Source organism: Pseudomonas sp. TE9122 (assembly GCF_056278925.1).
The window spans coordinates 5873145-5886179 of the sequence record NZ_JBWBQI010000001.1 but is presented as its reverse complement, the minus strand read 5'-3'; the positions used below and the strand labels follow the sequence as shown (position 1 = coordinate 5886179).

The 13035-nt window shown below is 60.9% G+C and carries 7 protein-coding genes and 1 pseudogene; 3 read left to right on the top strand and 5 right to left on the bottom strand.

Going from position 1 to position 13035, the window contains the following annotated elements; translation table 11 throughout:
• Nucleotides 1-21 precede the first annotated feature (21 nt).
• Together ACZ9BE_RS26550 and ACZ9BE_RS26545 are read left to right on the top strand one after the other, a co-directional pair.
• Nucleotides 22-466: pseudogene (locus ACZ9BE_RS26550) on the top strand (excinuclease).
• Between the two features lie 135 nt (nt 467-601).
• Nucleotides 602-1039, top strand: a complete 438-nt coding sequence (locus ACZ9BE_RS26545) for a hypothetical protein (RefSeq protein WP_041477579.1) — start codon at nt 602-604, stop codon at nt 1037-1039.
• A 103-nt stretch (nt 1040-1142) separates the two neighbouring features.
• Here the strand turns inward: ACZ9BE_RS26545 and ACZ9BE_RS26540 are convergent, their stop codons facing one another.
• Nucleotides 1143-2045: a LysR family transcriptional regulator gene (locus ACZ9BE_RS26540; protein WP_056787362.1), complete on the bottom strand. Its 903-nt coding sequence runs from the start codon at nt 2043-2045 to the stop codon at nt 1143-1145.
• 118 nt (nt 2046-2163) lie between these two features.
• Here ACZ9BE_RS26540 and ACZ9BE_RS26535 point away from each other — a divergent pair, with 118 nt between their 5' ends.
• Nucleotides 2164-3438 carry an MFS transporter gene (locus ACZ9BE_RS26535; RefSeq protein ID WP_476250111.1) on the top strand — a complete coding sequence of 425 codons (1275 nt, stop codon included), beginning with the start codon at nt 2164-2166 and terminating at the stop codon, nt 3436-3438.
• 176 nt (nt 3439-3614) lie between these two features.
• Here the strand turns inward: ACZ9BE_RS26535 and hemE are convergent, their stop codons facing one another.
• The 4 genes from hemE to ACZ9BE_RS26515 form a co-directional block, all read right to left on the bottom strand.
• Nucleotides 3615-4682 carry a uroporphyrinogen decarboxylase gene (gene hemE / locus ACZ9BE_RS26530; RefSeq protein ID WP_056787355.1) on the bottom strand — a complete coding sequence of 356 codons (1068 nt, stop codon included), beginning with the start codon at nt 4680-4682 and terminating at the stop codon, nt 3615-3617.
• 251 nt (nt 4683-4933) lie between these two features.
• Nucleotides 4934-6352: an FAD-dependent oxidoreductase gene (locus tag ACZ9BE_RS26525; protein WP_095181026.1), complete on the bottom strand. Its 1419-nt coding sequence runs from the start codon at nt 6350-6352 to the stop codon at nt 4934-4936.
• A 33-nt stretch (nt 6353-6385) separates the two neighbouring features.
• The gene (gene gltB / locus ACZ9BE_RS26520; RefSeq protein ID WP_056787352.1) at nt 6386-10831 is read right to left on the bottom strand and encodes a glutamate synthase large subunit; all 4446 of its coding nucleotides are present in this window, start codon (nt 10829-10831) and stop codon (nt 6386-6388) included.
• A gap of 614 nt (nt 10832-11445) precedes the next feature.
• Nucleotides 11446-13032 (bottom strand): AAA family ATPase, encoded by a 1587-nt coding sequence (locus ACZ9BE_RS26515; RefSeq protein WP_041477574.1) that lies wholly within the window; start codon nt 13030-13032, stop codon nt 11446-11448.
• Nucleotides 13033-13035: the final 3 nt, after the last annotated feature.

Genomic DNA, 13035 nt, shown 5'->3' with positions numbered 1-13035 from the left:
ATCCAGGTCAAGGAGACCTACATGCACTTCAAGAAATTCGCCGCCGTTACCCTGCTGCTCTGCGCCCTGCCAGCGGTCAGCCAGGCCCGCGACACGGCGGTCTACCTGCCATTCGACAAAGCCGTCGCCGAAGCCACCCGCTCCGGCAAGATCGATGGCAGCGTGAAATTCTATCTGGCCGGCAACACCCCGGCCGGTAAAGTCACCGTGGTCAGCGCCGACGCCGTGACCAACAAGAAAACCAACGCCTTCAACAAGTCCGACGAAATCGCCTGCGAATGGGTTGCCCAATCGGCAATCATCAGCCTGCACCAGGCCGCGAAAAACGCCGGCGCCAACGCCGTGACCAACATCGTCAGCTTCTACAAGCGCAACGAGCGCAAGGACGCGCAAACCTACGAATGCCACCGCCGGCGCGATCATGGCGGGCGTTGCGCTGAAGGGTGATCTGGCGAAGGTTCAGTAAACGCCAGAAATGACAAAGGGCGCCGTTTGGCGCCCTTTTTATTTGCAGTGATTCAGCAGCATCTACACTCGCTGATGCAGGTCGCAGCACCGTAACCTGCCCTCGCAGTCTCTTTCACCGTCAAAGGAGATGACCATGCAAGTGAAAGCCCTGATGGCCGCTGCGCTTATCGCCCTGCTGCCAAGTGCCAGCCATGCCACCAACCTCATGTACATGCCTTTCGAAACCGTGCTGTCGGACGCGATTCGCGCCGGGCGACTGGACGGCAGTGTGAAGTTCTACCTGATCGGCAACGGGCCGCAGGGCACTCAGCAGTTGCTGCGCCAAGGGGTGGTCAGTGATTTGAAAACCAACGGCTTCAACAAGAGCGATCAGGCTTCGTGTGAATGGGTGTTGCAGTCGAATCTGATCAAATTGCAGGCTGATGCCAAGCGGGTCGGGGCGAATGCGGTGGTCAATATTGTCAGTTACTACGACCAGCGTGTACGCAAGGATTTGAATACCTACGAGTGCCGGGCAGGAGTTTTTGTTACCCGGGTGGCTTTGAAGGGGGATTTGGTGCGGTTGCCCTGAAATCTGTGATGTTTGGGCCGACGCCTTCGCGAGCAGGCTCGCTCCCACCTTGGAATGCGTTTCCCTGTGGGAGCGAGCCTGCTCGCGAAAGCGCCAGCCGCCTTCACACCGTCAGCGGTTCAACCTTGCGCGTAAGCAGTTCGACAAACGCCTTGGCCATCGGCGATTTCTGGTCTTTGCGCTGCACCAGCCACACCGCTGAGATCGCTTCGGGATCGAGCAGCGGTCGGTAGACCACGCCGTCGATGCGCATGCGTTGGTAGGACGCTGGCAGCACCGATACACCCAAGCCCGCCGCCACCAGACCAATAATGGTCATCGCCTCACCAGCCTCTTGAGCGAAGTGCGGGCTGAAGCCGGCGTCACGGGCCAGGTTTAGCAGTTGCGCATAGAGCCCGCTGCCATAGCTGCGCGGGAAAAATACGAACGGTTCCAGCGCCAGCGCCGAGAGAAACAGGCCTTCATCGCTACTTTGGGCCAGTGGATGCTTGGAACTGAGCACCGCCACCAATGGCTCGCGCATCAACTCCACAACACTCAGTGAATCCGGCAATCCGAGCGGGCGCATGATGCCGACTTCGATCGACTCGTCCACCAGAGCATCGGCGACCATGGTGCTGCTCATTTCGCGCAAATTCAGATGCACCGCCGGAAAGCGCTGACGAAAAGAAAAAATCGCCTGCGGAATGGTCGAGTTGAACGGCGCCGACGAGGTGAAACCAATCTTCAACTCACCCAGCTCACCAAGTTGCGCACGCCGGGCGACATCCGCGGCCTTGTCGACCTGCGCCAGCACCAGCCGCGCCTCCTGCAGAAACAGCCTGCCCGCCTCGCTCAATTCGACCCGACGATTGGTGCGCTCGAACAAGCGCGCGCCGAGCTGTTGCTCCAGCGCCTGAATCTGCTGGCTCAGCGGTGGCTGGGAGATGCCCAGCACCTGTGCGGCGCGGCCAAAATGCAGTTCTTCGGCGACGGCGATGAAGTAACGCAGATGACGCAATTCCATAGAATTTCCATTAGGTCGCAAAAGCTATCAAACAGGTCGAACAATATATTGGATAGAAACATTAGCCAGCTATATGATTTTTTCATTGCCTGCCCGGCTGTGCTTTCCGAGGTCTGAAGTGAAAACTGCTGTCGCGCCCCTTGCCCACGAAGTCCCGCCCGCTGCCGGCGACGATGCCCTCGCCGAGCTGCAGGAGATCTACATCGAAAAAGGCACGCCGGCGTTCATGCGCACGGTGCTGGCGCTTTTCTGTGGCGGCTTTGCGACGTTCGCGCTGCTCTATTGCGTGCAACCGATGATGCCGCTGCTGTCCCACGAATACGGGATCAACGCGGCGCAGAGCAGTCTGATCCTCTCGGTGGCAACCGGCATGTTGGCCTTCGGCCTGCTGATCACCGGGCCGATCTCCGACCGCATCGGCCGTAAACCGGTGATGGTCGCGGCATTGTTCGCTGCCGCGCTATGCACCATCGCCAGTTCGATGATGCCGAGCTGGCACGGAGTGCTGATCATGCGCGCATTGATCGGCCTGTCATTGAGCGGTCTGGCAGCGGTGGCGATGACCTATCTGAGCGAAGAAATCCATCCTCAACACATCGGCCTGGCGATGGGTTTATACATCGGCGGCAACGCGATCGGCGGAATGAGCGGACGCTTGATAACTGGCGTGCTGATCGACTTCGTCAGCTGGCACACGGCGATGCTGGTGATAGGCGGTCTGGCGCTGGTCGCGGCGGCGGTGTTCTGGAAGATCCTCCCGGAGTCGCGCAACTTCCGCGCCCGCTCGCTGCACCCGCGCAGCCTGCTCGACGGCTTCACCATGCACTTTCGCGACGCCGGTCTGCCGCTGCTGTTTCTTGAAGCGTTTGTGCTGATGGGCGCGTTTGTCACGCTGTTCAACTACATCGGCTACCGCTTGCTGGCTGCGCCGTACAACCTCGATCAGGTATTTGTCGGATTGCTCTCGGTGGTCTACCTGTCGGGGATCTACAGCTCGGCGAAGATCGGTTCGCTGGCGGACAAACTGGGGCGACGCAAAGTGCTCTGGGCGACGATTGCGCTGATGTTCGCCGGACTGGCACTGACCATGTTCACCTCGTTGTTGCTGGTGATCGTCGGCATGCTGGTGTTCACCTTCGGCTTCTTCGCCGCGCATTCGGTGGCGAGCAGCTGGATCGGCCGGCGCGCGTTGACGGCCAAGGGTCAGGCGTCGTCGCTGTATCTGTTCAGTTATTACGCCGGGTCGAGCATTGCCGGGACGGCGGGCGGGGTGTTCTGGCATCTGGGCGGGTGGAACGGCATCGGCCTGTTTATTGGCGCTTTGTTGCTGATTGCCCTTCTGGTGGCGTTGAAGCTGGCGAAGTTGCCGCCGTTGCAGGGTGTCAAAGCCTGACATAAAACCCTGTGGGAGCGAGCCTGCTCGCGAATGCACTGTGTCAGGCAACATCAGTGTTGAATGACACACCGCTTTCGCGAGCAGGCTCGCTCCCACAGTTGATTTGGGTACGACATTAGATCGTGCAAAAGAAAACGCCCGGCATTGGCCGGGCGTTTTTTATTGGGCGCTGATCACTCGTGATACTGCGCTGACAGCTCATGCACCGCACGCAGGAACGCGCCGGCATGTTCCGGATCAACTTCCGGGGTGATGCCATGACCAAGGTTGAACACGTGGCCGCTGCCCTTGCCATAACTGGCCAGAATGCGCCCGACTTCAGTGCGGATCGCTTCCGGTTTGGCGTAGAGCACCGTCGGGTCCATGTTGCCTTGCAATGCGACCTTGTCGCCGACACGGGCACGGGCGTTGCCGATGTCGCAGGTCCAGTCCAGGCCGAGGGCGTCGGCGCCGGCTTCGGCGATGCTTTCCAGCCACAGGCCGCCGTTTTTGGTGAACAGAATCACCGGCACTTTGCGTCCGTCGTTCTCGCGGATCAGGCCGCTGACGATTTTCTTCATGTAAGCCAGGGAGAATTCCTGATACGCCGCCGCCGACAGGTTGCCGCCCCAGGTATCGAAGATCTGCACCGCTTGTGCACCGGCCATGATCTGGCCGTTGAGGTACGAAGTCACCGACTGCGCCAGTTTGTCGAGCAGCAGGTGCATGGCTTGCGGGTTGTCGTAGAGCATCGCCTTGGTCTTGCGGAAGTCTTTCGAGGAGCCGCCTTCAACCATGTAAGTCGCGAGGGTCCACGGACTGCCGGAGAAACCGATCAACGGCACGCGACCGTTGAGTTCGCGACGGATGGTGCTGACCGCATCCATCACGTAGCCGAGGTCTTTGTGCGGATCCGGGATCGGCAACGCTTCGATGTCGGCCATCGTGCTGACGACTTTTTTGAAGCGCGGACCTTCACCGGTCTCGAAGTACAGGCCCTGGCCCATGGCATCGGGAATGGTGAGGATGTCGGAAAACAGGATCGCCGCGTCCAGTTGCGGGTAGCGGTCGAGCGGTTGCAGGGTGACTTCGCAGGCGAATTGCGGATTCATGCACAGGCTCATGAAGTCGCCGGCATGCGCGCGGCTGGCGCGGTACTCCGGCAGGTAGCGACCGGCCTGGCGCATCATCCACACAGGGGTGACGTCAACGGGTTGCTTGAGCAGGGCGCGGAGGAAACGGTCGTTCTTCAGGGCAGTCATGTCGGCATCCGGAAAAAAAGTGCGGGCATTTTCTCAGAGCGCGAGGCAAAAGGCACGGATGCAGGTCAGCCTTTTGTCTATCGGGTCAATTTGTCGCGCTGGAACACGCTATCAGCAACACCGAGAAACAACTGTGGGAGCGAGCCTGCTCGCGAAGAGGGCTTCACATTCAACATCTCTGTTGACTGATCCACCGCTTTCGCGAGCAGGCTCGCTCCCACAATTAATCCCATTCCAATTTTGGAAAGTGATCAGACACCCAGGTAATCGAGGATCCCTTCAGCCGCATTGCGCCCCTCGAAGATCGCCGTCACCACCAGGTCGGAACCGCGCACCATGTCGCCACCGGCGAAGATTTTCGGGTTGCTGGTCTGGTGCTTGTACTGACCTTGCTCGGGCGCAACAACGCGGCCCTGGCTGTCGGTCTGGATCTCGAACTGTTCGAACCACGGCGCCGGGCTCGGGCGGAAGCCGAAGGCGATGACCACGGCATCGGCCGGGATGATCTCTTCGGAACCCGGGATCGGCTCGGGGCTGCGACGGCCACGGGCATCCGGTTCGCCGAGACGGGTCTCGACCACCTTCACGCCTTCGACCTTGTCTTCACCGATGATGGCGATCGGCTGGCGGTTGTAGAGGAATTTCACGCCTTCTTCCTTGGCGTTCTTCACCTCTTTGCGCGAGCCGGGCATGTTCGCTTCGTCACGACGATAGGCACAGGTCACCGACTTGGCGCCCTGACGGATCGAGGTGCGGTTGCAGTCCATCGCCGTGTCGCCGCCGCCGAGTACCACGACCTTCTTGCCTTTCATGTCGACGAAATCTTCCGGCGACTTTTCAAAGCCCAGGTTGCGGTTGACGTTGGCGATGAGGAAATCCAGCGCGTCATAAACGCCCGGCAGATCCTCCCCGGCAAAACCGCCCTTCATGTAGGTGTAGGTGCCCATGCCCATGAACACTGCGTCGTATTCGGCGAGCAGTTGTTCCATGGTCACGTCTTTACCGACTTCGGTGTTGAGACGGAACTCGATGCCCATGCCGGTGAAGACTTCGCGACGATTGCTCAGCACGGTCTTTTCCAGCTTGAACTCGGGGATGCCGAAGGTCAGCAGGCCACCGATTTCCGGGTTCTTGTCGAACACCACCGGGGTTACACCGCCACGCACCAGCACGTCGGCGCAACCCAGACCCGCCGGGCCTGCGCCGATGATCGCGACACGTTTGCCGGTCGGCTTGACCTTGGACATGTCCGGGCGCCAGCCCATGGCGAACGCGGTGTCGGTGATGTACTTCTCGACCGAACCGATGGTCACCGCGCCGAAGCCGTCGTTGAGGGTGCAGGCACCCTCGCACAGACGATCCTGCGGGCACACCCGGCCGCAGACTTCCGGCAGGGTATTGGTCTGGTGCGACAACTCGGCGGCCTGGAGGATGTTGCCCTCGGCGACCAATTTGAGCCAGTTGGGAATGAAGTTGTGCACCGGGCACTTCCATTCGCAATACGGGTTGCCGCAACCCAGGCAGCGGTGGGCCTGATCGGCCGACTGCTGGGGTTTGAACGGTTCGTAGATTTCAACGAACTCTTTCTTGCGTTGACGCAACAGTTTCTTCTTCGGATCCTTGCGCCCGACATCGATGAACTGGAAGTCGTTATTCAGACGTTCAGCCATTGTTAAAACCTCATCAAACTCTTCAGGCGCATATCACTGCGGGTTGGCACGAGTGCTGGAAAGCAGGGTTTTCAAGCTGGCAGCCTTGGGCTTGACCAACCAGAAACGCCGCAAGTAATCGTCGAGGTTCTCGGCGAGTTCACGACCCCACTCGCTGTCGGTTTCGGCGACGTACTCGTTCAGCACGTTCTGCAGGTGGCTGCGATAGGCTTCCATCGCCTCGCCGCTGATCCGCTGGATTTCCACCAGCTCGTGATTGACCCGGTCAACGAAGGTGTTGTCCTGATCAAGCACGTAGGCGAAACCACCGGTCATGCCAGAGCCGAAGTTGTAACCGGTCTTGCCCAGCACGCAGACGAAACCACCGGTCATGTACTCGCAGCAGTGATCGCCAGTGCCTTCCACGACGGTGTGGGCACCGGAGTTACGCACGGCGAAACGCTCGCCTGCGGTGCCGGCGGCGAACAACTTGCCGCCAGTGGCACCGTACAGGCAGGTGTTGCCGATGATGGCGCTTTCCTGAGTTTTATAGACGCTGCCCTTCGGCGGCACGATGACCAGCTTGCCGCCGGTCATGCCTTTGCCGACGTAGTCGTTGGCGTCGCCTTCAAGGTACATGTTCAGACCGCCGGCGTTCCACACACCGAAGCTCTGCCCCGCCGTGCCTTTGAAACGGAAGGTGATCGGCGCCTTGGCCATGCCCTGGTTGCCGTGCTTGCGCGCGATTTCGCCGGAGATCCGCGCGCCGATCGAACGGTCGCAGTTGCAGATATCCAGCTCGAACTCGGCGCCGCTGAGGTCGTTGATCGCCGACGCGGCCAGCTCGACCATCTTCTCCGCGAGCAGACCTTTGTCGAACGGCGGGTTGCGCTCGACGCCGCAGAACTGCGGTTTGTCCGCCGGGATGTGATCGCTGCCCAGCAGCGGGGTCAGGTCCAGGTGATGTTGCTTGGCGGTCTGGCCTTCGAGGATTTCCAGCAGATCAGTGCGACCGATCAGCTCTTCGAGGGAGCGCACACCAAGCTTGGCCAGCCACTCACGGGTTTCTTCGGCGACGTAGGTGAAGAAATTCACCACCATGTCGACGGTGCCGATGTAGTGATCCTTGCGCAGCTTCTCGTTCTGCGTCGCGACGCCAGTGGCGCAGTTGTTCAGGTGGCAGATGCGCAGGTATTTGCAGCCCAGTGCGATCATCGGCGCGGTGCCGAAGCCGAAGCTCTCGGCGCCGAGGATTGCCGCTTTGATCACGTCGAGGCCGGTTTTCAGGCCGCCGTCGGTCTGCACCCGGACTTTGCCGCGCAGGTCGTTGCCGCGCAGGGTCTGGTGAGTTTCAGCCAGGCCGAGTTCCCAAGGTGCGCCCGCGTATTTGATCGAAGTCAGCGGCGAAGCACCGGTACCGCCGTCGTAACCGGAAATGGTGATCAGGTCGGCATAGGCCTTGGCCACACCGGCGGCGATGGTGCCGACGCCCGCTTCAGCTACGAGTTTCACCGAAACCAGCGCCTGCGGGTTGACCTGCTTGAGGTCAAAGATCAGCTGCGACAAATCTTCGATCGAATAGATGTCGTGGTGCGGCGGTGGCGAAATCAGGGTCACGCCCGGCACTGCGTAACGCAGCTTGGCGATCAGCCCGTTGACCTTGCCGCCCGGCAGTTGCCCGCCCTCGCCCGGCTTGGCGCCTTGGGCGACCTTGATCTGCAGCACTTCGGCGTTGACCAGGTATTCCGGGGTTACACCGAAACGGCCAGTCGCGACCTGCTTGATTTTCGAGCTCTTGATCGTGCCGTAACGCGCCGGATCTTCACCACCTTCGCCGGAGTTGGAACGCGCGCCGAGGCGGTTCATGGCTTCGGCCAGGGCTTCGTGAGCTTCCGGCGACAGCGCGCCGAGCGAGATACCGGCGGAGTCGAAGCGCTTGAGCACCGATTCCAGCGGCTCGACTTCACTGATGTCCAGCGGCGTGTCGAGGGTCTTGACCTTGAACAGGTCGCGAATCATCGACACCGGACGGTTGTCCACCAGTGAGGTGTATTCCTTGAACTTGGCGTAGTCGCCCTGCTGCACAGCGGCTTGCAGGGTGTTGACCACGTCCGGGTTGTACGCGTGATATTCGCCACCGTGGACGAACTTCAGCAGACCGCCCTGCTGGATCGGCTTGCGCGGGCTCCAGGCTTCGACGGCGAGGGCTTTCTGCTCGGCTTCGATGTCGACGAAACGCGCACCCTTGATCCGGCTTGGCACACCACGGAAGCTCAGTTCGCAGACTTCTTCGGACAGACCAATGGCCTCGAACAGCTGCGCACCACGGTACGAAGCGATGGTCGAGATACCCATCTTCGACAGGATCTTGAGCAGGCCTTTGGTGATGCCCTTGCGGTAGTTCTTGAACACCTCATAGAGGTCGCCCAGTACTTCACCGGTACGGATCAGGTCACCCAGCACTTCGTAGGCCAGGAACGGATAGACCGCCGAGGCACCGAAACCGATCAGCACCGCGAAGTGATGCGGGTCACGGGCGGTCGCGGTTTCAACGAGGATGTTGGAATCGCAACGCAGGCCCTTCTCGGTCAGACGGTGGTGCACCGCACCGGTCGCCAGCGAAGCGTGGATCGGCAGCTTGCCCGGGGCGATATGGCGGTCGCTGAGGACGATCTGAGTACGCCCGGCGCGCACGGCTTCTTCAGCCTGATCGGCAACGTTGCGGATCGCCGCTTCGAGGCCAAGGCTTTCGTCGTAGTTGAGGTCGATGATCGCCCGTTCGAAACCCGGACGGTCGAGGTTCATCAGCGAGCGCCACTTGGCCGGAGAGATCACTGGCGAGCTGAGGATCACGCGCGAGGCGTGTTCCGGCGACTCCTGGAAAATGTTGCGCTCGGCACCGAGGCAGATTTCCAGCGACATCACGATCGCTTCACGCAGCGGGTCGATCGGCGGGTTGGTGACCTGCGCGAACTGCTGGCGGAAATAGTCGTACGGCGTGCGCACACGCTGGGACAGCACGGCCATCGGCGTGTCGTCGCCCATCGAGCCCACGGCTTCGTAACCTTGCTCGCCAAGCGGACGCAGCACCTGATCACGCTCTTCGAACGTGACCTGATACATCTTCATGTACTGCTTGAGCTGGTCGACGTCGTAGAAAGCCGAACCGTGGTCGTTGTCTTCCATGGTCGCCTGAATGCGCAGGGCATTCTTGCGCAGCCATTGCTTGTACGGATGACGGGATTTCAAACGGTTGTCGATCGCATCGGTATCGAGGATCTGCCCGGTTTCGGTATCCACGGCGAAGATCTGGCCCGGGCCGACGCGACCCTTGGCGAGCACGTCTTCAGGCTGGTAGTTCCACACGCCGATTTCCGAGGCGAGGGTGATGAAACCATTCTTGGTGGTCACCCAGCGCGCCGGACGCAGACCGTTACGGTCGAGCAGGCACACCGCGTAGCGACCATCGGTCATCACCACGCCGGCCGGGCCGTCCCACGGTTCCATGTGCATCGAGTTGTACTCGTAGAACGCACGCAGATCCGGGTCCATGGTTTCGACGTTCTGCCACGCTGGCGGAATGATCATCCGCACGCCACGGAACAGGTCGATGCCACCGGTGACCATCAGTTCGAGCATGTTGTCCATGCTCGAGGAGTCGGAACCGACACGGTTGACCAGCGGGCCGAGCTCTTCCAGATCCATCAGATCATTGGTGAACTTGGTCCTACGGGCCTGCGCCCAGTTGCGGTTACCGGTGATGGTGTTGATTTCGCCGTTGTGGGCGAGGAAGCGGAACGGCTGCGCCAGCGGCCATTTCGGCAGGGTGTTGGTGGAGAAGCGCTGGTGGAACACGCAGATCGCGGTTTGCAGGCGCTCGTCACTCAGGTCCGGATAGAACGCGGCCAGGTCGGCCGGCATCATCAGGCCTTTATAGATGATGGTCTTGTGCGAAAAGCTGCAGATGTAGTGGTCGGTGTCAGCGGCGTTGGCCACCGACGAACGGCGACGGGCGCTGAACAGCTTCACCGCCATGTCCTGATCGCTCAGGCCTTCGCCGCCGATGTAGACCTGCTCGATCTGCGGCAGGCGCTCAAGGGCCAGGCGGCCGAGGACGCTGGTGTCGATCGGCACTTGGCGCCAGCCGATCAGTTGCAGGCCTTCGGCGAGGATCTCGCGGTTCATGTTTTCGCGAGCGGCTTCGGCCTTGGCCGGATCCTGATTGAAGAACACCATGCCCACGGCATATTGCTTGGGCATTTCGACGCCGAAGCTTTCCTGGGCAATGGCTCGCAGGAAGGCGTCGGGTTTTTGAATCAGCAGACCGCAACCGTCACCGGTCTTGCCGTCGGCATTAATCCCACCGCGGTGGGTCATGCAGGTCAGGGCCTCGATGGCCGTTTGCAAAAGGGTATGACTGGGCTCGCCCTGCATATGAGCTATCAGGCCGAAACCGCAGTTATCCTTGAATTCATCTGGTTGGTACAGACCTGCTTTCATAGACACTTTCTCACCAGGCTGCCTCTATTCGAGGCAAATTTCTTTTCAATTCAACCACTTGCGTTCCGCGCCGAACGTACGCCGGCTTAGCGGGGGCAAAAGGGTGGTCATTGTACACAGCGACACAGAGGCTCACAAATTTGACGACGAACTGTCGCAAATTCATGTCGCATTTGTGAAAGGTTTAAAGCGATCTGCTGTGCTAGTCAAAACTTTTTTAATTTTGACCGCAACGACTCAAAGACTACTGTGACGCAGACACCACAAGGCACGCGACCGCAGGGACGGTTGGCGCTTGCTGGCGAACCGCGTTGCACGCCAACGTGTGCGAGGCAAGGCGCGGGATGCTGCCAATGGTTGTTCCCTTGGCAAATCCCGCAACGCAGCCTCGCACACGTTGGCGCGCAACCCGAAGGGACGCGCCCCATTTTTCGCTGGGCAGCGTTGCTCGGAACTTATTTGGAAAAACCAAACTGCGTTCCTCGCGCCTTGCCCAGCAAAAAATGGGGCGGCGTCGCGGTCGTCAGCAAGCGCCAACCGTCCCTAGAGGCGGCGCGCACTCGTAGAAATTTTGAGGTGCTTGGAGAGGCGGCCTGGGTAAGGCCGCCGAATCTTCAGCGAGTTGTTGCCAGTTCCTGTTGGACGCTGGCGACAGTGCGAGGCCAAGGTTTACCAGCCTGAACCTTCGCTGGCAAGGCCTTGATGGCAGAAACGGCCGCATCACGATTGGCAAAGTTGCCATAGGTGATCACGTAAAGCGGCTTGCCGTTGAGGACTTTCTTGAAATAACGGTACTCGCCGCCCTGCTCCTTGACGAAGTTCTGCGCAGCGGTTTCCGAGCTGGTACCGAGGATCTGTACGACATAGTTGCTGGTCGGCTGACCGGCGTACCAGCTGCCACCGGCAGCCTTGGCCACGGTCACCGGCTTGTCGGCAGGCTTGGACGGAGCGGGGGCCGGTTTCGCGGCTGGCGCTGGCGTGGCCGGAGCAGGCTTGGCCGTGGCGATCTGCGTCGGTGCCGGTGTTGGTGCCGGTTTGGCGGCAGGGGTCGGAGCCGGTGTCGGCGCAGGACCGGCCGGAACGCCCGCAGGCGGTGCAGAGGTGGTTACGGTCGGCGGCGTATCGCTGGAGCCTTCCAGTGGCACGCCGTCGTCGCCTTCGGTAATGCCACCGGCGGCCTCGGCCAGCGGGCCACGCATGACCGGCTGCGAGTTGCCGACCAATGGCAGCGGCATCGGCTGGGTGTTGCCGGCGAATTCGACGGACGGGTTGGCGCCGTTCGCTGCGCCCTGACCCAATGGCAGTTGCGCCTGTTCGTTGGCCGGAGCACCGGTGGTCGGTGCCTTGCTGCGACCCGGCATCAGCCAGGCGGCGGCAACCGCGACCACAACGACGGCGGAAATCGCCAATACGTGTTTCTTCGGCATGTTGAACCCCATACTTGGACGCTTGACCGCGGAGCGGCTGGCAATCATGACTTCGATCAGTGCATCGCGAGCGACCTGGTTGATGTTGCCCGGCCAGCCCTCGGAGCTTTCGTGAATATCAGAGATCTGATCTGCGGTGAAAAGTTCGACACCCCGGCCCGCGCCTTCCAGCCGCTGGTCGAGATATTCGCGGGTCTCTTCTTCGGTGTACGGCTGCAATTCGATGACGTGGAAACGCTCTTCTTCGAGCTGCAACGCCTCAAGCTGAGCGATCAGCGACGACTCGCCGAACAGGAACACATGCGGACGACCTTCCGGCGTGCCGGCGCCGAGCGCCATCAACGCTTCCAGCGCGGACTCGTCGAGCTGCTCGGCATCGTCCACGAGCAGATAGACTTCCTGCCCGGTCAGACCCAGTTGCACCACCTGCTCGAGAATCGCGCCGACTTCGGCCTGCGCGACATCCAGCGCCTGCGCCACCTGGCGCAGCACGCCGGCCGCATCACCGGCGCCACGGGCGGAAACCACCACGCTCTGCACCGATTGCTTATTGGTGCTGGCCACCAGCGCCTGCCGCAGCAGGGTCTTGCCGCTGCCTTGCGGGCCGGTGACCACCAGCAGCAACTGGCTATAACGCGCCAGGTGATGCAGTTGACCCAGCACCGGTTTGCGCTGAGCCGGGAAGAATTTGAAGCCCGGCACCCGTGGCGCGAACGGGTCGTGACTTAACTGGAAATGGCCGAGAAACGCCTCGTCGGCATGCAAACTAGTCATCGG